Origin of the sequence: Lysobacter sp. TAB13 (assembly GCF_052113885.1) — a bacterium.
GTDB lineage: Bacteria > Pseudomonadota > Gammaproteobacteria > Xanthomonadales > Xanthomonadaceae > Lysobacter > Lysobacter gummosus.
In genome coordinates, this window is record NZ_JBFRDR010000001.1 from 712,138 (window position 1) to 733,591 (window position 21,454).

Annotated in this window: 16 protein-coding genes and 1 tRNA gene; 11 read left to right on the top strand and 6 right to left on the bottom strand. The window is 66.4% G+C overall.

Going from position 1 to position 21,454, the window contains the following annotated elements; translation table 11 throughout:
* The first annotated feature begins 291 nt into the window (after positions 1 to 291).
* Together AB4Y92_RS02745 and AB4Y92_RS02750 are read left to right on the top strand one after the other, a co-directional pair.
* Complete coding sequence (locus AB4Y92_RS02745; RefSeq protein WP_441818245.1) at positions 292 to 2,157, top strand: sensor domain-containing diguanylate cyclase; 1,866 nt, start codon at positions 292 to 294, stop codon at positions 2,155 to 2,157.
* A 42-nt stretch (positions 2,158 to 2,199) separates the two neighbouring features.
* On the top strand, positions 2,200 to 2,346 hold the full coding sequence (locus tag AB4Y92_RS02750) for a DUF6053 domain-containing protein (RefSeq protein WP_441818246.1): 147 nt from the start codon (positions 2,200 to 2,202) through the stop codon (positions 2,344 to 2,346).
* Here the strand turns inward: AB4Y92_RS02750 and AB4Y92_RS02755 are convergent.
* The 3 genes from AB4Y92_RS02755 to hisS form a co-directional block, all read right to left on the bottom strand.
* A complete protein-coding gene (locus AB4Y92_RS02755; RefSeq protein ID WP_441818247.1) occupies positions 2,291 to 2,848 on the bottom strand; it encodes a prolyl hydroxylase family protein in 558 nt (185 codons plus the stop codon). The genes AB4Y92_RS02750 and AB4Y92_RS02755 overlap by 56 nt on opposite strands.
* Before the next feature lie 115 nt (positions 2,849 to 2,963).
* On the bottom strand, positions 2,964 to 4,862 hold the full coding sequence (locus AB4Y92_RS02760; protein WP_441818248.1) for an HAL/PAL/TAL family ammonia-lyase: 1,899 nt from the start codon (positions 4,860 to 4,862) through the stop codon (positions 2,964 to 2,966).
* A gap of 330 nt (positions 4,863 to 5,192) precedes the next feature.
* Complete coding sequence (gene hisS, locus AB4Y92_RS02765; protein ID WP_441818249.1) at positions 5,193 to 6,581, bottom strand: histidine--tRNA ligase; 1,389 nt, start codon at positions 6,579 to 6,581, stop codon at positions 5,193 to 5,195.
* Between the two features lie 246 nt (positions 6,582 to 6,827).
* Here hisS and AB4Y92_RS02770 point away from each other — a divergent pair.
* The 7 genes from AB4Y92_RS02770 (at position 6,828) to AB4Y92_RS02800 (ending at position 13,625) form a co-directional block, all read left to right on the top strand.
* Positions 6,828 to 6,904 (top strand) — tRNA-Pro (locus tag AB4Y92_RS02770).
* Positions 6,905 to 7,512: 608 nt separating this feature from the next.
* Complete coding sequence (locus AB4Y92_RS02775) at positions 7,513 to 7,950, top strand: DUF6393 family protein (protein ID WP_441818250.1); 438 nt, start codon at positions 7,513 to 7,515, stop codon at positions 7,948 to 7,950.
* Positions 7,951 to 7,965: 15 nt separating this feature from the next.
* Complete coding sequence (locus AB4Y92_RS02780; protein ID WP_441818251.1) at positions 7,966 to 8,904, top strand: XVIPCD domain-containing protein; 939 nt, start codon at positions 7,966 to 7,968, stop codon at positions 8,902 to 8,904.
* A gap of 479 nt (positions 8,905 to 9,383) precedes the next feature.
* Complete coding sequence (locus AB4Y92_RS02785) at positions 9,384 to 10,016, top strand: DUF3617 domain-containing protein (RefSeq protein WP_441818252.1); 633 nt, start codon at positions 9,384 to 9,386, stop codon at positions 10,014 to 10,016.
* A 3-nt stretch (positions 10,017 to 10,019) separates the two neighbouring features.
* Entirely contained in the window at positions 10,020 to 11,936 is a 1,917-nt protein-coding gene (locus tag AB4Y92_RS02790; RefSeq protein ID WP_441818253.1) for a hypothetical protein, read from the top strand.
* A gap of 37 nt (positions 11,937 to 11,973) precedes the next feature.
* The gene (locus AB4Y92_RS02795) at positions 11,974 to 13,137 is read left to right on the top strand and encodes an OmpA family protein (protein WP_441818254.1); all 1,164 of its coding nucleotides are present in this window, start codon (positions 11,974 to 11,976) and stop codon (positions 13,135 to 13,137) included.
* A 59-nt stretch (positions 13,138 to 13,196) separates the two neighbouring features.
* Complete coding sequence (locus AB4Y92_RS02800) at positions 13,197 to 13,625, top strand: hypothetical protein (protein ID WP_441818255.1); 429 nt, start codon at positions 13,197 to 13,199, stop codon at positions 13,623 to 13,625.
* Positions 13,626 to 13,675: 50 nt separating this feature from the next.
* On the opposite strand, the gene AB4Y92_RS02805 is transcribed toward AB4Y92_RS02800, so the two are convergent.
* Entirely contained in the window at positions 13,676 to 14,341 is a 666-nt protein-coding gene (locus AB4Y92_RS02805) for a polysaccharide deacetylase family protein (RefSeq protein ID WP_441818256.1), read from the bottom strand.
* Positions 14,342 to 14,351: 10 nt separating this feature from the next.
* Complete coding sequence (locus tag AB4Y92_RS02810) at positions 14,352 to 15,542, bottom strand: glycosyltransferase family 2 protein (protein WP_441818257.1); 1,191 nt, start codon at positions 15,540 to 15,542, stop codon at positions 14,352 to 14,354.
* A gap of 386 nt (positions 15,543 to 15,928) precedes the next feature.
* Here AB4Y92_RS02810 and AB4Y92_RS02815 point away from each other — a divergent pair, with 386 nt between their 5' ends.
* Both AB4Y92_RS02815 and AB4Y92_RS02820 read left to right on the top strand, forming a co-directional pair.
* Positions 15,929 to 16,627 carry a methyltransferase domain-containing protein gene (locus AB4Y92_RS02815; protein WP_441818258.1) on the top strand — a complete coding sequence of 233 codons (699 nt, stop codon included), beginning with the start codon at positions 15,929 to 15,931 and terminating at the stop codon, positions 16,625 to 16,627.
* A 49-nt stretch (positions 16,628 to 16,676) separates the two neighbouring features.
* A complete protein-coding gene (locus AB4Y92_RS02820; protein WP_441818259.1) occupies positions 16,677 to 18,014 on the top strand; it encodes an MFS transporter in 1,338 nt (445 codons plus the stop codon).
* Between the two features lie 30 nt (positions 18,015 to 18,044).
* On the opposite strand, the gene AB4Y92_RS02825 is transcribed toward AB4Y92_RS02820, so the two are convergent.
* Positions 18,045 to 20,351 carry a hypothetical protein gene (locus AB4Y92_RS02825; RefSeq protein WP_441818260.1) on the bottom strand — a complete coding sequence of 769 codons (2,307 nt, stop codon included), beginning with the start codon at positions 20,349 to 20,351 and terminating at the stop codon, positions 18,045 to 18,047.
* Positions 20,352 to 21,454: the final 1,103 nt, after the last annotated feature.

Sequence of the window (21,454 nt, forward strand, 5' to 3'; positions counted from 1 at the left end):
GGCGTGGCTTTCGGAGCGGACCGTCGGGCTTTGCGGCCGGCCGGACTGGAGCGTGGAAGACGGTGGGAAGGCGCCTGCTTCGGGGCCGGGACTTGGCCCGAGCCCGCACAAGCGCATTAATGTACTAACGCGTTAATACATTAACGATCCGCCGAACGGTCGTCAAGACGGCCTGATTGGCGATGAATTTGCGTTAAGAATTCAGGCATGCGCCCGAGCCATACCTTCCTCAGCCCCGAACGCCCCGCCCCGCCGCGACGCAATGGCCTGCGTCGGAACCGACCAAGGAAGATGAATACGATCCCCTCCCCCACCTCGCGCCGCCCGCGCCACGCCGTTTCGCGCGCGTGGCTGCTCGCGCTGGTGTGCCTGCTCGCCGCATGCTGGACCCCGGCGGCGCTCGCCCAGAGCGTGCTGGACCTGGACCGGTCCACCCGCGAGGTCGCGCTGGCGCCGTTCACCGCTTACCACCACGACCTGGATGGCACGCTCGATCTGGCCGGCGCGCAACGCCTGCAGGCGCAGGGCCGCTTCAAGCCGGTGCCGAACAACAACAGCTCGTTCGGTTTCCAGCGCGGCGCCTACTGGTTTCACATCGCCGCGCTCAACCGCAACGCCGAGGTGCCGCACTGGTTGCTGGTGCAGGGCTTCGCCCTCAGCGACCGCCTGGACGTGTACACCCGGCCGCGCGACGGCGCGGTGGCGCATCAGGCCGGCGGCGACAGCCTGCCGTTCAGTTCGCGCACCATCCGCTACCGCCATCCGAACTTCCAGATCGATCTGCCGCCGGACCGCATCGTCGATATCTATGTGCGGGTGAGCAGCGAAAGCTCGATGCAGGTGCCGCTGACGCTGTACACGCCCAATGCCTTCACCGAACTGGCGCGCGATGCGCAATTCGGTATCGGCCTGTACTACGGCATCCTGGTCGCGTTGTTTTTCTACAACCTGGTGCTATGGCTGAGCCTGCGCGACAGCAGCTATTTCTGGTACCTGCTGCATATCTGCGCGTTCGGCCTGGTGTTGCTGACCCTCAACGGCCTGGGCTTCGAATACCTGTGGCCTAACTCGCCGTGGCTGGCCGATCACTCGGTGCCGCTGTCGATCTGCCTGGCCCAGGTCGGCATGCAGCAGTTCGCGCGCAATTTCCTCGGGCTCGCGCAGCGATGGCGCTTCGGCGACCGGGTCGGCCTGGGGATGATCGCGTTCTTCGTGCTGCTGGGGCTGGCCGCCACGCAGATTCCGTATCGCATCGCCACGCCGATCGCCTCGGCCGCGGTGTTCGTGAGCATCGCCTGGATCGCGGTGGAAACCATCGTGGTGCTGCGCCGCGGCTACAAGCCGGCGCGCTTGTTCTTGCTGGCGTGGTCGGCGTTCCTGCTGGGCACCGGCATGTTCGCGGCGATCGCCTTCGACCTGCTGCCGAAGATGTTCATCACCGAATACGGCGTGCAGATCGGCTCGGCGCTGGAGATGTTGCTGCTGTCGGTGGCGCTGGGCTATCGCTACGCCTCGCTGCGCAACGAGAACGAGCGGGTGGTGCGCGAGGCCAAGGAGCAACTGGAGCACAAGGTCGAACAACGCACCATGGAGCTGCGCAGCACGCTGGAGCAACTAGAGGACGCGCACACGCGCCTGCGCGAGACTTCGCAGCGCGACGGTCTGACCGGCCTGCACAACCGCAGTCATTTCCGCGAAGCCTTCGAGGCCTTGCTGCATCGCTCGCGGCGCCAACGCCGGCCGCTGGTGCTGATGATGATCGACCTGGATCACTTCAAGCAGATCAACGATCACCACGGCCATCTGGTCGGCGACGAATGCTTGCGCTGGGCCGCGGGCCTGATCGCGCAAGTGTTGATTCCGCAACACGCCCTGCTGGCCCGCTTCGGCGGCGAGGAATTCGTCGCGGTGCTGCCCGACCTGGACCTGGACAGCGGCGCGCGCGTGGCCGAAGACCTGCGCCTGCGCCTGCGTTCGCAGCCCTGCCCCAGCCGCAGCCACGACATCCCGGTGACCGCGAGCATCGGCGTGCACGAGATCACCCCGGACTCTGACATGGGCGTGGAAGCGGCGCTGCAGTTCGCCGATCAGGCGCTGTATCTGGCCAAGGCCGAGGGGCGCGATTGCGTGCGGGTCTGGGGCGCGGCGGCGGCTTGAGCTGAAAGCACGAGATCTTTTGTAGGAGGGGCTTCAGCCCCGATGCTTTTCGCTCAGATAGCCACCAAGCTTCGTTGCTTGAGGCGCATCATTCCGGCGATCCGAGAAAAGAGCATCGGGGCTGAAGCCCCTCCTACAAAAGACTTCGGAGCGGCGCGTACATCACATCCGACCGCAGCGCGTACTTGATCCCCGTCTCCACCGCCGCGCCTTCGTGCCAGGTGTCGTGCACGAACAACAAGGCATCGCCGGTCCGGGGAACCACGCGGAACTGGCGGAAGTCGGTATCGCCGCCGACGAAGCCTTCATTGAGATAGACCAGGAAGGTCAACCGGCTACTCAGCCCGTCTTCGATCCACGGGCCGTCCTTGTGCATGCGGAACCGCTGGCCCGGGTGATATTTGTAGAAGCGCAATGCGCGCGGCAGGCCGACGGCGCGATGGCCGTCGAGCTCGGGCAAGTCCACCGCGCGCAAGCGCTGCCACAGCCGCTCGACCCACTCCGCCGATTCGAACACCACGCGTTCGTTGTTGCGCACATGCGGCATCGGCTTCTGGCTGTCGGCCGCCGTGCGCACGCCGGCGGCTTCGAAGCCATGCTGTTCGGCGAGTTCGATCAACTGCGCGCATTCTTCCGGCGCCAGCAGGGCTTCTACCGTGAATACGCGATCGTTGTGGCGGATGGTGTTCATGACAGCCTCGAAGCGGGGCGAACATGATGGACACGGAGCAAGAACGCGGGACGCCTCTCAACCCGGCCCCTCTACCGCCAGCGGCAGAGGGGCCCGGTAACCGCACGCGGCTGCGTCAGTCGCGCATACCTGCACGCACCGCCGACAACACCGTGCCGTCGCGCACCAGCCGCACCGCCGTCGCCACTTCGCCGTCCAGCGCGCGATCGTGATCCAGGAACGCGATCGCCTCGCGCAGCTTCGCATGCGCGATCGCCACCGCGCGGCCGGGACGGAACTCGGCCGCCGCCGACAACTCGGCGCGCAAGCCTTCGACCTCGGCGATGAAGCCGGCATGCTCGGCCGAATCGGCGGCCGGGCCGCCGAACACCTTCGCAGCCAAGGTGGCGGCGTCGGCGCGATCGGCCAGATCGCGCGCAGCGTTGATCATGTCGCGACGCAGATCCAGCGCCTGCGCGGCGGTGTACAGCTCCAGCGCGAGCACCTTGCCCAGATCGTCCGCCATCGCCAGCACATGACGCGCCTCGTTGGCGCCCATCGACACATGGTCTTCGGCATTGGCGCTGGTCGGAATCGAATAGACCGAAGCCGGATGGGCGCGGCTGGCCAGATCGTTGACGATCGCCGCGGCGGTGTACTGCACGATCATGTGGCCCGACTCGGTCGCGTCTTCGTTGCCGATCAGGAAGCCCGGCAGGCCGTCGTTGGTGGCCGGATCAACCAGTTTGTTGAGACGACGCTCGGAGATGCTCGCCAACACCGGGATCGCGGCCTTGACGTAGCTCATCACCAGAGCCAGCGGCATGCCGTGGAAATGGCCGGCCGAGATCACCTGCTGCTCGACGTGCTCGGCCTTGGCGTCCGGGAACACGATCGGGTTGTCGGTCAGCGAGTTGAGTTCGATCTCCAGCACGCGCGCGGCCTGCGCGATCGCGTCGCGCACCGCGCCGTGCACCTGCGGGATACAACGCAGCGAGTAGCTGTCCTGCGGCTGATGCTTCTTGCCGCCGCGGAACGGACGGAAACGGTTGTAGAACTTCTCACGGCCGTGGCGTTGACCGAACGGCACCCAGTCCCAGCCGATGTCGAAGCTGAGCTGTTGCGCCGCCTCGGTGTCCCAGCTTTGCGGCAGCCAGGGACGGAAACGCGGCACCAGGTGATACGGAATATCGGCCAGGGTGGAACCGTCGAGCAGCTTGCGCAGATTCTCCGCGACCTGCACTTGGCCCGGATGCGGGCGCAGCGCATGAACTTCTTCTGCGAACGCGCCCAGGCGGCCGGCGAAGGCGTCGATGGTCATCGCCGCGGCCAGATCGGCGGTGTCGAGCATGTCTTCCAGTCGCGCCAGCGCGAGCACGCCGCACGCCAACATCTGCGCGGTGCCGTTGTTGAGCGCCAGACCTTCCTTGTACGACAGCTTGACCGGCTTGAGGCCGGCGCGTTCCAGCGCCTGCGCGCCGGGCATGCGCTCGCCTTCGAAGAAGGCTTCGCCGCCGCCGAGCAGCACGATCGCCAGATGCGACAACGGCGCCAGATCGCCGCTGGCGCCGACCGAACCCAGCTGCGGCACCACCGGCACGATGCCGGCGTTGAGCATCGCCGTCAGCGCCTGCAAGGTCTCCACGCGGATGCCGGAGTGGCCGCGCATCAAGGTGTTGACGCGGATGCACAGCATCGCGCGCACGATCTCGGGAGCGAACGCGTCGCCGACGCAGACCGCGTGGGTGACGATCAGATTGCGCTGCAGTTCTTCGTGCAGGGTTTCCTGCGAGCGCTTCGCGCCCGGCAGCTGATCGCGCAGATGATGCGAACCGAGCAGGCGGTCGGCGTTGCTGCCGAAGCCGGTGGACACGCCGTAGATGGGTTCCTCGCGGCGCACTTGCTCGGCGAGGAAATCCGCCGCGCGCGCCACCGCCGACAGCTGCGCCGCGGCTAGTTCGACCTGGGCGCCGTAAGCCACGGCGACGAGTTGCGACCGCGTCAGCGAACGGCCGTCGAGCTGAATCTTGTTCATTTGTAACCTCGCCTCGCACCCTGGCGATCATCTGAACGGCGGGTCTGACCGCGAACGGTTAAACCCGGCCGAGCGTACTCGGGAGTCGGTGCGTCAATGCAACATTGGGAACCGCGGCGGCAGGTGCTCGCCGCGGCGTGGAATCGGCCCGCCCCGATGCCGGATCGCGATCCGGCGCAAGGCGAACCAGGTGACGGGAGCCGCGCGCGCCTGCGCGTGCGTGGCTCCGATGACCGGACTTGCGAACGGCCGGCGCCGGGATCGTGCGATCCGCGACGACGGCACGGCCCGCGCATCCGGCCGACTTGCGCATGCCTGCTTGCAGCATGCCTATTTCTTCATGACCCGCGATTGTTCCAGCTCGACCCGCAGCGTGCGCGCCAGCTCGGCGCGCGGCACTTCGAACTGGTCTTCGCGTCGCAGATCCTTGACCGTCGCGGTGCCCTTGGCGATTTCGTCCTCGCCCAGCACGACCACGAAGCGGATGCCGGCGCGGTCGGCGTAGCGGAACTGCGAGGTGAGCCTGGAGGCTTCCATCACCACTTCGGTGTTGAGGCCGCCGTGGCGCAACTCGTTGGCCAGGGCCAGGCAGTGCGGCAGCAGCGCGTCGTCCATCTGCGTGACCAGCACCTGCACGCTGCTGTCGGCGGTGCTGACGATGCCGGCCTTCTGCAGTTGATAGAACAAACGGGTCAGGCCGATCGAGATGCCCACGCCCGGCAGCTTGGACTTGGTGTAGTTGCTGGCCAGATTCTCGTAACGCCCGCCCGAACAGATCGACCCCAGCCCCGGAAAATCGTTGAGGGTGGTTTCGTAGACGGTGCCGGTGTAGTAGTCCAGGCCGCGCGCGATGGAGAAATTCAGCGCGTAGTTCTGCTCCGGCACGCCCAGCGCGCGGATCAGCTCCAGCACTTCGCGCAGTTCGGCCACGCCTTCGCGCAGCGCGTCGTTGCCTTCGCCCAGGGCCGCCAGCTTGGCCAGGGCGTCGGCGTGCGAGGTCGAACGCGTTTCCACGAAGCCCAGGATGGTGGCGACCGCGTCCGCCGACAGACCGAAGTCCGCGCCGGTGAGGGTGTCGCGCACGTACTCGACGCCGCGCTTGTCGAGCTTATCGACCTCGCGCAACACCAGCGCCTGCAGCTCGCCGTCTTCCACGCCCTGGGCCTGGAAGAAGCCGCGCAGCAGTTTGCGGTTGTTGAGCTGGATGGTGAAGGCGCCGATGTCGAGCTCGGAGAACACCGCATAGATCGCCGCCGGCAGCTCGGCGTCGTAGCGAACGCTCAGCGAGTCCTTGCCGATCACGTCGATGTCGCACTGGTAGAACTCGCGATAACGGCCGGCCTGCTGGCGCTCGCCGCGATAGACGCGCTGCATCTGGTAGCGGCGGAACGGGAAAGCCAGGTGATGCTCGTGCTCGGCGACGTAGCGCGCCAGCGGCACGGTCAGGTCGAAGCGCAGCGCCAGTTCCGGCAGCGCCGCGCCGCCGGCCTGCGCGCTCTTCTCGCGCGAACCGGTGGATTCGACGAAATACACCTGCCGCTCGGTCTCGCCGCCGGACTTGGTCAGCAGCATCTCGGTCAGTTCCATGACCGGCGTTTCCACGGGCAGGAAGCCGAAACGCTCGAAATTGCGCCGGATCGTGTCGAGCATGCGCTGAAACGCGATCTGGTCACGGGGCAACAGCTCCATGACCCCGGGCGGGGTGCGAGGCTTGATCAAGCGAAACTCCAATACGTACGTCGATTGCGGGCCGGGGCGTGGCCGGCGGCGCTGTCAGCGCTGGCGCCGGCGGATTGAGCGCCGCCGATAGTCTAACGTCCGCCCCCGTCCATGGCTCGCGCCGCGGCCGGCATCCAGGCAAAAAACACCGTCGCAGCTGGCTCTGGGGGCGTCGCCGCGATTTTCTTCGCACCGCCCCCTTGCGCCGGCCCCGTGGGTATCGTTAGAATTTGCGGCTCACGAAGTCGGGGTGTAGCTCAGTCTGGTAGAGCGCTACGTTCGGGACGTAGAGGTCGCAGGTTCGAATCCTGTCTCCCCGACCAATAGATTCAAGCGAAAAGCCGGCCTTGCGCCGGCTTTTTTGTTTTCCGGCCCAGATCAATCGATCGATCGCGCATTCCTCGTCGCGAATGTCGCTCCCGCAACGCGCGAGCGAGGCAACATCCGCCTCGTCCGCCAGCCACGACAAGACACGTCAACGCAGAGGCCGTGTGCGGCAAGACCATCGCCGCATACCGCCCCGCCCCGGTGCTAGATTCGACTCACCTCCCAGACGGACAGGCGCATGACACGGCGACCGGATCCCTTCCAGGAATTGCCCAGGCACGAGCCGGCTCGGTCCGGCCAACAGTCAGCGCAGCGGCACGACGCTCTGCCCGCCGCTTCGAGCGCGCCGCCCTCGCATACAGCGCAGATCGCGCAGACACAGGCCGCGCTGAAGCGCGAGTTGGTCCGCGTGTACGCACAGGCCTGCGCGGCGTGCGTGCGCAAGAGCTGATCCGGCGCGGCGAGACATCGCTCGCAGTTCTCGCGCTTTGCGTATCGCACTGGGCGTTTGCGGCCACGACAATGAGCCCGGCGCCTGGGCAAGCGCGACGAAGCGGTTCTACACTCGGCGTACGCATTGCCCGTAATGCGGCAGGAGATCCCAATGGCAACACGCAAGTTACCCGGCTGGACGATGTCCTTCGCGATCGCCGCCGCCGCAATGCTGCCGCTGTCGTCCTGCGGGATGGCGGGCGCGCAAAACGCTAATCTGACGCGGGATAGGGCCATGAAATCAGGAGTTCACGACATGCTGGAAGAAATCTATTCCTCGCCGAAGCCGGTTCGCTTCGAGCAACTCGACGTCAGCGCCATCGTCGTCAAGCACATTCCGCTGGGAACCGAAAAGGCCGCGGTCGCCGATTCGTTCAAGTCCTCGCCGAGCTCGAAGATCATCGAAGACTCGGCCGACAAGCTGGTGGTGCGAGACAACAAGGGGCAGGCGATGCTCGATCCGGACGCCCGCTCGGTCGTGATGACCTTCAGCTTCGACCCCAGCGGCAAGCTGGCGAAAGTCGCCGCGGTCCATCTCAAGAATCAATAAGGAAGGCAGCCGGCCATGGACGAGAAAATCGAAGTCGGATACCGCAATATCGGATCGGCGCTGGGGAAGGACTATCACCACAAGTACCTTCTTTACACCGACAAGGACGGCAACCAGCACACCATCAGCGGCTGGACCGGGGAGCCCGAGGCGGGCTTGCCCTACGGACGCATGCAGGTCGAGACCAATCTGCCTTTCGATGCGACCAATCCCGACCACCCGACCAATCCCAACGCGGCGGGACAGAAGCAGTATCACGAGCTGATCGCCAGCGGGCCGGATCTGTCCAAGACCTGGGAACAGATGGTGACCAACGCCCAGGCCAAGGACGACAAGTACCCCTACGACCCGCAACTGCAGAATTCCAACACCCTGGCCGACAGCGTGCTGCGCGACGCGCGCCAGCCCGAACCGAAGAACGACGGCTTTTTCGGCCATTGGGCGCCGGCCTCCGGTCGCGCGCTGGACGAATCGATCAAGCCCACGGTGCCGGGGCTGGGCAATTCCGGACGCACCTTCAGCGCCAACGACGCCAATCCGGCCGATGCGCAGCGCGAAGCGGCGCTTCGCGACGACCCGTTGTTCAAGCAGGCCCTGGCCGGCCTGGACAAGCTCGGCCCGGGCGCGGGCGTCTACGACAACCAGCAGGACAAGGAACGCATCGCCGGCGCCCTGGCCGTGAAGGCCAAGCTGCATACGCCGCCGCTGCCGGAGATCCAGGAAGTCCGCCCCAGCCCCACCAACGGCAACGTGTTCGCGATGTGGACCAACCCGGGCAACGAGATGGACGTGTTGCGGCCGCATGTGGACAAGGCCGAGGCCGTCAAGCAGCCGCTGGCGGACAACCTGCACAAGCTCGATGCCGCCAACCAGCAGCAGGATCAGCAACGCTCGCTGGCGCTGTCGCAAAACGCGGACGAACCCAGCCGCAGCGGACCGCGGATGAGCGGCTGAGAAACGGGCGGGCGCTGAACGCCCGCCCTTTCCCGCGGGTTGCGCGCGGTGGTCGCTGAAGCGATGCCGTCGCGAGCGCCGCATTCGCTCCCGGTGCAATGCCGGGAGCGCGATTGCCGAGACGCACCGGCGATCCCGGCGGGCAGGCAAGCCCTGCTCGCCCCGATGAACTCATGAACCCGCCCGCCGCGCATCGGTAGCCATCGGCACCGCGGCGCGGATTCATAGTCCCTGCTTCAGCCGGCGCCACCGCCGGAATGCCGCGCAGCTTCGCCAGCAAGTCGCCCGCACCCGGCCGCATCTCCCCATCCCGCCGTCACCGCGAAAACGTGCGGCCGGTCGCTATGCGCGCGTATTTCCCGCTCCAACAAAAGAAAAATCACAAAAAAAGGAAATTTTCCTCCGGGCCGGCGCCGACGCCGCTCACTACGGTGGCGCCCATCGACGGCTCCCCCGCGCCGCCGCTCCCGGAGACTCCCATGACCGCCAAGACCCGTTCCGCCCTCGTCCTGACGCTGGCCATCGCCGCCTCCGGCCTGGGCTGCGGTCAGCTCGGAGCCGATGCCGCCAACCCGGCGCCGGCGGGAATCGGCTGGAAGATCCATGAAGCGGCGACCGCATCGGCGCAGACGCTCGCCTCGGCCGCCGCCGGCGCGACCAAGACCCGGCTCAAGCCCGGCCTGTGGCGGATCGAAGGCGCGCAGTTCGACGCCCTGAGCGAACGCGGCAAGGTCTACCTGTGCATCGACGCCGCCAGCGCCGCGCTGATCGACCCGCCGCCGCCGCCGGCGAGGCAGGCCCAATGCAGCATCGAGGACGCCACCCCGAAGCCCGACCTGTACCTGGGCACCACCCAATGCCGCTACCCGGATCGCACCGTCACCTCGCGCGTGCGCATCGACAGCAACAACCTCTACTTCCGCGATGTCGTCGTCCAACGCGGCACGGCGGCGGTGGAGAGCAGCGACAAGAGCAGCCACTTCGCCGAATGGGTCGGCCGCTGCCGGCCCGAGCAAGCCCCGGGCCAGGTCTACACCCAGGCCTACGGCCAGGACGAGATGCATGCGGCCGAACTGCCGGCGGCGCTGATCTCGGCCGCGAGCGGAAGCTGAGGCATGACGACGACCTCGCGCATCAGCGCCCGCATCGCCGCCTGCCTGGCCGGCGCCTTGTTGACCGTGCCCGCCGCCATGGCGCAGCCGCCCGCGGACGGCGCCGACGACGGCGTCCAGGCGATGCAGCCGCGCGATGTCGATCTGTATGTGGAAGCCGTCCCGGGCGATCTCGCGTTGGGCCAGGCCTGGACCGCGCCGGTGCCCGGCCAGCCCTACACCACCGCCATGGGCAGGCCGGTCAAGATCCGTGGCGTCGCCTCGCTGGCGCTGGCCGGCAAAACCTTGTCGGTCACCGTCACCTCGCGGCAGAAGAAGGAACCGCCCGGCCCGCCCGATCAAGGCTGCCCCGCCGGCACGCAGGAACTGGACACCGGCGCGCAGACCATGAGCGAGCAGACGCGCCCGCAACCGCCGACCGTCTTGCAGGTCGCGATCCGCAACTCGGGCACGTTCGAAACCGTCTACACGCCCAGCGTCACCGGCACGCATCAGATCCTCGCCAATGCCGGCGCCGTCAGCGCCAAGAGCGAATTCGACGTGGTCGACCCGGTCACGCTGTGCGAACCCTTGTCGCCGCAGGAAATCGAGCAGGAAGCCAAACAACTGTCCGAGACCACGTACCAGACCGTGGATCTGGTGGATCAACACATCCAGGCGCTGCCCGATTCGCCGGCCAAGGACGAGTTCAAGAAGAAGCTCGATGAGTTGCGCAAGGCCATGCAGTCCGCGCAGCCGCGCGGACAAGCGCCGGGCTGGGTGAAATCGGTCGAACCGTTCAACCGCCTGCGCAGCCTCAGTCCGCGCATTCGCGAAGCCGCCGAGCCGCTGCGCCGCCAGCTGAGCGAATGGCAGGAGAAAGCCAAACAGTCCAACCAGCAATCCAAACAGGTGCTGGCCAAGCTGCAGCACGGCAACGTGGTCTGCGATCAGCTCGATATCGTCATCAATGCGCTGAAGTTCGTCGACTTCAGCCTGGGCTTGGTCACCACGCCAGGGCAACTCATCGAGGGCTGGCTGAAGGAGAACGTGCCGACCAAGCTGATCGGCCAAATCTCGGGCGCGGACAAAGTGCCGGCCGTGCAGCAAACCATCGAAAGCCTGTGGAAGCTTTCGCTGACCTACGCTTCGGGCTGGAGCGGCCTGGCCTTGCCGAAGGTCGCCAACGATCTGGTCGGTTACGCCGCCAATCGCTATTTCGACCGTTACTGCCAGACCTTCACCGGCCCGGTCGCGGCGGAAATGAAGGGCATCGTGTCGAAGATCGGCACGCCGTGGTGGTGGTTCCGCATCAAGACCAGCGGGCTGCTGGTCCTTCGCTATCCCAAAGGCGCCACGGGGGAGGCGATCGCGCTGAGCGGCGAACTGATCGGCAACGCTTCGCTGTTCAAGTCGAAGGACGACGCCATCCGCGTGCTGTTCCCGAAATTCGCGAAAGGCACCGTGTTCCACCAGACCCGCATCGAACCGCTCGCCGGCAACATGCTCAACGACGGCGATTACTCGGGCTACGACCCGGGCAGCATCATGATGGACAAGGGCGGCACGATGGTGCGTTCGCTGGCGCCGGCGTTCTTCCGCATTCCGGTGCGCGGCGAGTTGCGCGGCGACCGGTTGCGCATCGAACTGCAGCCGGCGGTCATGGACTTCAAGGACAAGTACACGACGGTGAGACAGGTGACGCTCTCGCCGCTGTCGATGTTCCCGAACGTGACCGACTACGAACTGCCCTACCCCGGCGCGTACACGATTTTCCAGCGCGCCTTCAACGACGGCCCGGCCGAGTTCGTGGTGACCCGGGTCGGCGCGAAGAAAGACGTCATGCAGATCAAGCAGCACTTCGCCCGCCAACGGGACACCAACCGGACCCATGGCGAATTCACCGTGGACGTGACGGCCTGCAACCCCTCTTGCCCGTAACGATCCTTCTTCCATCAAACCCAGGAATCATCGCGATATGACCACGCTCACTTCCCCCTCTCGTCTTGCCGGCCTGCTCGGGCTGGCGCTGGCGGTATCGGCGTGCTTCGCCGCGCAGGCGCAGGATTCGGCCGAGACCGGCCAGGACCATCCGCTGGTCGGCCGCTACGAAGGCGCGACCATCCGCGCCTACAAGCAACAGCAGTTCGATGAAGCCTCGCTGTTGCAGGCACCGGTCGATTACCAATCGATGGTCGAACGCGACGCGCTGGAAGACCGCTCCGGCGCGGCATGGCTGAAGCTGGAAGGCCGCCACACCCGCATCCGCTACGAGGCGCCGGCCGAGCGTTCTTCGCTGGAACTGTTCCGCAACTACGAAGCCAAGCTCAAGGCCAACGGCTTCGAACAGGTCTACGCCTGCAACGACAACGCCTGTCTGGCCGGTTCGCGCAAGGACCCGAGCCAGCTCGGCGATCTGCTCGACAACTTCGACATCGCCGACAACGGCCGCCACTACGCCAATCACGCGCGCTACGGCCTGTACAAGGCGACGCGGCCGGAAGGCGTCGCCTATGTCGCGCTGCTGGCCGGCGACAGCGACGAAGGCCACATCCTGCCGCGCGTGCTGGTGGACGTGGTCGAGACCAAGTCGATGGACGCGGACAAGGTGAAAGCGGTCGCGGCGACGAAGGCGGCGGAAGCGCCGGTGGTGGAGCGCAAGGAACCGGCGGTGACCGATCGCGAACCGAAAATCCAGGACCGCGAGCCGAAGATCCAGGAGCATCCCACCCAGGTGAAGGAAACGCCGGTGCAGGTGAAGACCTCCAGCGCCGCCGAGATGGCCCGCGCCATCGCCCACACCGGCAACATCTCCGTGTACGGGATCCTGTTCGACTTCGACAAGTCCGTGATCAAGCCCGAGTCCAAGCCGCAGCTCGATCAGATCTCGCAACTGCTCAAGGACGACGCCTCGCTCAAGGTCGCGGTGATCGGACATACCGACAACAAGGGCACGCCGGCCTACAACCTGGCGCTGTCGCAGCGCCGCGCCGACGCCGTGGTGCTGGCGCTGTCGCGCGATTACGGCATCGCCGGCGCGCGCCTGCTTCCGCAGGGCAAGGGCGACACCCAGCCGGTCGCCGACAACGTCAGCGACGCCGGTCGCGCCAAGAACCGGCGCGTAGAACTGGCCAAGCTGTGAGCGCCGCCGCTCATCCGCTCCCCTCCCCCTTCAAGCGCCTTTGCCAGGAGCGCCCGATCATGCGTGTATCCAGTGTCCTGCTGTTGCTGTGCCTGAGCGCGAGCGCCGGCGCCGCCAACCGATCCGCCGCCAGCCGCGACGCGGACGACTACGCCTCCTGCCGCGACTGCGGCACCATCGCCCGCATCGAACCGGCGGCGCGGCGCCAACGCAGCAACGCGGTCATGCACGCGGTCGGCAATGCCCTGGGCGATGTCGCCCTGGGCCATATCGACAGCGACGTCGCCACCGTCGCCAGTGCGGCGCGCGATGCCGCCAGCGATGAAGACGACGACGATCGGGACGATGAGCGTGCGCGCGGCTACGACATCACCGTGCGCATGGACGACGGGCGCCGCATGCAGTTGCGGCAGGATGAGCGGTCCGAGCGCCTGCGCGAGGGCGATCGCGTGCGTGTGCGTGCGGGCCGCTTGTCGCCGATCCGCTGATAAGTGCCGCGGGCGCTGGCGATGAGGCGGCCGATACCTCGGCGGCGATCTCAGCCGGCCGGCAGGAATTCGCTCACCCGCACGAACTCATAACCCTGCCCGCGCAGCGCCGGCACCAGCTGCCGCACGATATCGACGATACCCTCGCGGCTGCGGCCCTGCTCATCGTCGCCGTCGTGCAGCAGGACGATCGCGCCGGGATGGATGCGCGCCAACACCGATTCGACCACGCACGACACATAACCGGGCGCGCCCGGTTCCAGCCAGTCGCGCGGGTCCACCGACCAACCGATCACTGCGTAGCCGGCTTCGGCCAAGGCATCGAACTGGGCTTCGTCGATCTCGCCGTAGGCGGGACGGAACAGGCGCGGGTTCTCACTGAGCCCGGCTGCGCGCAACGAGACGGCCGCCGGTGCGACTTCGCGCGCGAACCAGTCCTGGGCGCCGAAGCCGCGCGCATCGGCGTGGGTCTGCGAATGATTGCCGACCTCGTGGCCTTCGCGCAGCAGTTGTTCGATCAAATGCGGATGCTCGCTCGCCGCCGCGCCGGTGCAGAAGAAACTCGCACTCACCCGCAGCTCGCGCAAGGCATCGAGCAAGGCCGGCGTGGCCCGGCCGGGGCCGTCGTCGAAGGTCAACGCGAGCGCGCGTCGCGAGCCGTCGCCGCGGCCCAGATAAGCCCGCGGCCGCGAGTGCAGAAATCGATGCCATTCCATGCCAGCGGCCTCAGCGAGTCATCCAGCTCTTGCGCCCACCGCGCAGTTCGTCGATCAATCCGATCACGTTGGCTGGCAGGATCAGCACGTCCATCACGGTGTTGTAGACCGACACCAGCAGCATGTCCCGCGGCCGCAGTTGCAGCAGTGTGCGCGAATGCAGCACCGAGATGAAATTCAGCACCGCCATCAGCAGCCAGTTCAGCGCAGCCACCACCAGCAGATGATGGCTGCGATACACCAGCGCGCCGGCGATCAGCAGCAGCAAGGTCGGCACCAGCGCCGACTGCGCCCACAGCAGCCACCACGGCAGCATCTTCATGGTCCGCGCGCGCGAGATGCCCCAGGCGACGCGGAACGATTCCAGGCGTCCGCGCGCCCAGCGCCGGCGCTGGCGGAACAGGCCGAGGAAGGTCGTGGGACAGATGGTGTAGGCGATCGCATCGGAGGCGTAGGCGATCGAATAGCCGTGCGCCAACGCGCGCCAGGTCCAGGCGATGTCTTCCACCAGCCACTCGCCCCAGCCACCGAGTTCGCGGATGACCGAAGTGCGGTGCAACGAGAACGCGCCGCCGACCACGTTGACCACGCCGATCTTGCTCTGCACGTAACGGATCGCCGCCAGTGCGCCGATGTGTTCGTAGAACTGCAGCCGGTGCAGCCACGAGGTGTTGCGCCCGGCCGGCACGATCAGGCCGCAGGCGGCGGCATGGCGCGGCGAGGAGTACAAGGCCTCGACCGCGTTGCGCAGCGCACCGGGCAGGATCACCGTGTCGCTGTCGATCACCGTGACCACGTCGGAATCGGGCGATATCTGCGGCAAGGCCGCATCCAGCGCCAGGCCCTTGGCGCCGCCGTTGCGTTCGCGCGACAGCAGTCGGTAATCCTTGAGCCTGGGTTGCGCGAGCCACTGCGCGACCGCGGCGGCGGTGGAATTGGTCGAACCGTCATCGACCAGTAACACTTCCAACCGGCCCGGATAGACGTTGTGCTCGATCGCCTCCAACGTGGTCAGAAACGACTCCACCGGCTCGTTGTAGAACGGCACCAGGATCGACACGAACGGATAGTGCGCCAGCGTCCGCGAGGCCGGCCGCCGCAGCAATCGGAAACACGCCCAGCCGGCCAGGAAAATCAGGCAGGCGAGCAGTACCAGGGTGGAGAAACCGACGAAACCGGTCAGGACGAACTGGCTGAACATGGGCGGCGCGCATCCGGCAGTACGAGCGCCGCCGTCGGCGCGCGCGCATGCGCGCGGCCACAGGCTGCGAACTCGCAAATCTGATTGCCAGACCGGACGCGTCGATACGGGTGGCCGCGTTCGCGGGCCCGCACGCCAGGTGCTAGAACTAACGGGTTGGGAGAGGTGACTTGAAAACTTGCAGGCGGAACATTTCAACTGAAACGACTTCGACCACACGAGCGCGATGCGTTGCCGCGCTTTCGCAAGCAAGAATGAAAGCTGAGACCGATTTAATCTGTGACGTCGCCATGCAGTTCCGCGATCGTTGCGTGCGCGGTCGCTCGACATGTCCTCGCCGATCGATGAAGAATCAAGATGCATCGTCTTCTTCGCGAAACCCAACCATGACCGAGTCCGCCTCCCTCCGCGCGTCCGCGTTCAGTCCGCGCTTCGATATCGGCGCGCAGCGCATCGATTGCGGGCGCGAGCCGCACGTGGACACGCACGAAGCCGCCGACCAGCGCGCGAGCTGGCCGTTGCTGGATTACTCCGCTTGCGAGCCCACCGAAGACCAGGCCGCGATCAACCGCTGGCTGGCCGGCGCCGCGCTCGACGGCCGCGACGTGCTGCACGTGGGCACCGGCAATTCCTCGGTCGCCCGGTTGCTGGCCGGCAAGGCGCGGCGGATCGTGTCGGTGACGGTGGCGCGCAACGAATGGGAGCACGGCCGCGCCCTGGGCCTGCGCGACTACTCGGTGCATCTGCTCAACAAACACAGCCTGGCCTTCGCGGAGCAGTTCGAGCCGGCCAGCTTCGACTGCATCCTCGACAACAACCTGGCCAGCTTCGCCTGCTGCCAGCGCCACCTGGAACGCTATTTCGAAGCGCTGGTGCGCCTGCTCAAGCCGGAGGGTTTCGTGCTGACCCATTGGCTGGGCATGCAGTGGACGCTGGATGTCGGCGTGGACGATGTCGAACCGGTCTGGCGCCTGGATGCGGGCAAGCTGCGCGCGATCGCCGCCGCCTACCAGCTCAGCGTCGAACGCGAGGACGAATTGTTCTTCCTGCGCCGCGCGCGTAGCGCGGCCGCCAAGCGGTCTTGAACGCGCGGCGGCGGCGATCGGCTCGGCCGCGACCGTCGCACTGCGGACGATGAATACCCTCGCGCTCCGCCGCCGCGGCCCGCGCCAACGCCTGCGCGACGCCGCGCGGCTGTGGCGGCTCGGCCGCCGCGACCCGCGCCTGGGCTGGCTGCTGCTGGACAATCTGATCACCACGCTCGGCGCGAGCTTCACCCTCATCGCCCTGCCGTTCCTGGTCATGCGCCTGACCGGACACGCGCTGGACCTGGGCCTGACCGCGACGCTCGAAGCCTTGCCGAGTCTGGCCTTCCTGTTCGCGTTGCGCGGATTCCTCGACCGCGCCGATCCGGCCCGGGTGTTGTGGTGCTGCCGCGCGCTGTACGTCGCGATCAACGCCGCGCTGGCGGCGACGACGTGGTTCGGGCTGATCACTATCGAATTGATTTATCTGCTGGCGCTGATCGGCGGACTGGTCTGGGCGGTGGCGTATCCGGCCGGGCGCGCCTGCTTCGGCCTGTATATCCGCAAGGGCCTGTTGCCCGCCGGCAACGCCGTGTTCGCGGTCGCCTCCAGCCTTGCGACGATGGCGCTGCCGATGCTGGCCGGCAGCCTGATCCTGTCTGCCGACGGCGAACGCGGGCTGGCCATCGCTTTCGCCATCGATGCGGTCTGCGTGGCGCTGTCGTTGCCGTTGATCGCGGCGGTGCGGCGGCGCGGGCCGGTGCGGCGGCGGGTGGCGGACGTGCGCGACGACGATGCGGCCGAGGTCGCCGACCACGTCGCGGCGGCGCCTGCATCGGCTATCCCGCGCAGCTATTACCTCTATCTGCTGTCCAGCACGGTGCTGGTGTTCGGTCCCGTGCAGATCCTGCTGCCCGTGCTGTTGGTGCAACGCCACGACACGCGCTACCTGTGGATCTACCTCGCCCAGTTCGCCGGCATCTTCGCCGCCGCCGGCCTGTCCGCGCCGGGCGTGCCGCCGACGATGGCGGCGGTGTTGCGCAGGATTGTGCTGTGCTGGGCCGTCGCCGCCTTCGCCTACGGCCTGCTCGCCTGGAGCGCTTACGCCGCGGCGCAATCGTGGTGGCCGCTGTCGTCGGCGCTGCTGGCGTTCGGCCTGCTGGCCGGCGCTTCGAACTACTACGGCATCCAATCGCTGTCGTGGCTGCAACGCAGCGCCGACGCGCGGCGCATGGGCCGCGAGATGACCTGGTTCTCGGCCGCGACCATGGGCGCGATGCCGCTGGCGACCTTGGCCACCGGCGCGATGATCGACCGCCTGCATTGGGCGCAGACCGCGCAAACGCTGGCCTGGTCGATCCTCGGCGTGGCGCTGCTGGCCTTGCTGCATCTGCCAAGCCTGCACCAAAACAAAGCTCCGGGGACTCGCGTCCCCGGAGCGGCGTGACTTCGATCTATAGCGACCGCCGACCGCGCATCAGCGCGGCGACTTGCCGTCGAAACCGTACATGAAGGTCGCAGGTTCCCCCGAAGTGAAACCGTAGTTGCCGAACGGATCGGGCAGATTGTCGAGCGGATTGCCGGTGCCGTTCCAATTGGCCTGACCCAGCGAGTACACCGACGCGCCCACCGTGGACAACGCACCCAACGCCAGCGGCTCGGTCGGCGCGGCGCCGTAGTAGGTCACGAAGCTGAGCGTCTTGCCGGGCGACAGCGCGCCGAGTTTGAAATCGATGTGCGCGCCCTGATCGCCCGCGCCCAAGTCGGTGAACGGCCCGGACGTGCCGCTGTTGCCGCCCAGCGGATTGAACACATTGAAGCCGTTGTTGTTCCAGGCCAGCACATAGCTGGACGAACCGGCAAGGGTGATGTACTCGGAGAACGTATTGGGCGGCACGTCGTAATCGATGCCGCGCGTGTAGCGCAGATCGGCGACGTTCTGGCTGCCGTTGTTCTGGATGCTCACGTCCACGCGGTACAGATACGGCGTCGCCGGCACCGGAGTGAACTTGTGCGTGACGCGGAAGGTCTTGCTCGGTCCCACGTCCACCACCGAGGTCGCGGTCGATGTGGTGTAGACGAACGACACCACCGCCATGTTGTTGACGCCGTAGCAGCGCGAGGTATCGCCGGTGATGCCAAGATCGGCGCTGGCCACGCCCCAGCCCTCGCAGGGCGAGCCGGGCGAAGCGGCGTCGCCGTTGGTCGGCATGTAGCGCAGACCGACCAGGGAACCGCCGTTGGTGCCGCTGGAACGCGGAATCGCCGGGCATTCGATATTGAGATAACCGGTGTTGTGCACGCCCAGCTGGACGATGCCGTTGTTGATCACGCCCGGGCAATTCTCCGGCGGATCGACTTCGCACACGATGTCGGCGCCGTGCACCGGCACGTACGGAGTGTCCACGCGCTCGAACGGCTCGATCCGCGCGAACTGCGCCTGCACGTCCTGCGGCTTGAACTCCACGCGCTTGACCTTGGGGTCCCAGGGCTTGTCGCACAACGTGCCCAGGGTCGGATCGGTCTGCACCAGGTACATGTCCTGCGGATCGCCGACACCGACGTAGTCGCTGAAGGTGGAGCCGGCGGCGACGACGCGGTCGCTGGACTTCAGGTCGATCGCGACCAGCATCTCCTTGCCGATGCCGAAGCGATTGACGTTGAGCGGCGTGTCGTCGAGGTTGCCGATCGACGCGGCGAACACCGCGCCGTATTGCGGCTGGCCCAGGGTGCCGGCCAGGGCCAGTTGCGGCCCGGAACCGCCGACGTCGTTGGTTTCCAGCACGTCATAGGCGCGGAAGGCCTGACCGCTGGGGTCGGCCCACAGCGTCTGCATGACCACCGCGCACGAGCCGGCGGCGAACCTCGTCAGATAGGCCTGCACACCGGTGTTGTCGATCTTGGAATTCAGGCCGACCAGCACCGACTGCCCGGTGAACTGGCGGCTGCGCAGGGCGGTGACGCCATGGAACAAGGCCTGCGACTGATCGGAGTTGTTGAGCGCGGTGCTGCACACCGGCGTGCCGTTGAAATCGGTACGGAACATCAGGCCGCTGCTCAGGCCGCTGGGCGAGACCGAATTGCCGGCCACGACCAGATCGGTCGGCGCGCCGCTGGCGGCGATGTTTTCCGTCAGCGCGCGGAAACGCAGTTCCGGCCAGCGGTCCAGACCATCGTAGAACTGGTTCCACAGCACGCCGCCGCCGTTGTCCAGGCGCGCGATGCGGCCCCACTTGCGCTTGTTGTCGCGCGAGTTTTCCTCGCCGACCAGGATCAGGTCGAAGTGGCGATCGCCCAGGCCTTCGATGATGTCGTAACCGCTGGCGAACTGCTCGCGCTTTACGTTTTCGAGCACCGTGGTCCATTTCGGAAAGCCTTCGCAATCGATCTGCAGCACGTAGATCGAGCGCCCCTCGCCGAGCCACACGCCGCCGGTGACGGCGAAGCCGCGGCCGGTGCTGAGCTCGGTGATGGCCTGGCCGAGCGAGCGTTTGCTGCCGGCGATGTTGTAGGTCTTCTGCCACAGCTCGACGCCGTTGTTATCGACGCGGCTGACCTGCACGTCCTGCAGGTCGCCGCGATTGCGCGTGCCGACCAGCACCGAGCCTCCGCCGCCGCAGACATTGACCGCTTTCACGTCTTCGCCGAATTCGCTGCTGTCGGCCTCGCCGTAGACCGCCTCGAAATTCTGCGCCTGCGCCAGCGGCGCGGCGAACAGCAGGCTCGTCGCCAGCGCCACGGCATAGCGCCGCAGGCTGGAACGTTTACGTCCCGTGGTATCCATATCAGCCTCGTTTGCGGAATCGTTCCGCGTGGTGGGTCGAACGCTTCCCTAACGAAAGCGCCGTCGATCGAGCGTCCCCGACAAAGCGCGTCGCGCGGTGCGCGGCGGCGTTTGACCGTCCGACACTAGCGCGCTCGCGCGTGCGTTCGTAGGAACAAGAGGGGGCGATATCGGGACATCGCGGGAAGGATTCGCAGCGGGCGATCGAACGGGTCGCGACCGGCGTCTAGGATTGGCGTTAAACCGCGTAGGGCGTCACAGGGCGTAATGAGGGGCTAACAGTTCGGCTGGATCTGAGATTGCGCTGGCCTTGCAATCGTGCCGGCTCTGCACTTGCTCCGATGCTGCACTTGCTCTGGCACTGCACCTGCACCTGCTTTGCACCTGCCCCGGCTTTGCTCTTGCTGTGACGTTGCTCTTGCCCAGGCTCTGCTTTTGCTGCGACTTTGCACTTGCTCTGGCTGTGACTTTGCACTTGCTCTGGCTGGGCGCAGCTTGTTACTCGCGAGACCAGGGACACCCGAAGGGCGGCGCACATGGACGTGCGCCGGGTCCCGCCGTGGGCAGGATGCCCACTGCGGGACCTGCCTGCGCAAGCACCGCACTCGTGGCTCTTGATTCGAAACAGCCTAAAGCCCTTTCTTTGGTTACTTTCTTTGTGGCTTTGGACAAAGAAAGTGACCCGCCGCTCTATGGCGGAAGCGTTTAGCGTTTGCTCTCGCTTTTAGCGTTTGATCTTGCTTGAAGCTTCTAAGGAACCGGAAAGCCCCTGATCGAAACAACCAAACCTGTGCACTCCCACCTACCGTCATTCCCGCGAACGCGGGAATCCAGCGACTTCAAGCGTTCTCGCACGAAAGGCACTGGATTCCCGCGTTCGCGGGAATGACGAGCAAAAGAAGCCTCAAGCAAGAGCAAGAGCAAGAGCAAGAGCGGGAGCGAGAGCGAGAGCAGGATCAAACGCCTAAAGCTTCCGCCATGGAGCGGCGGGTCACTTTCTTTGTCCAAAGCGACAAAGAAAGTAACCAAAGAAAACGCTTTGGCTGTTTCGAGTCAAAAGCCACGAGTGCGATGCCGACGCAGGCAGGTGCCACATTGGGCAT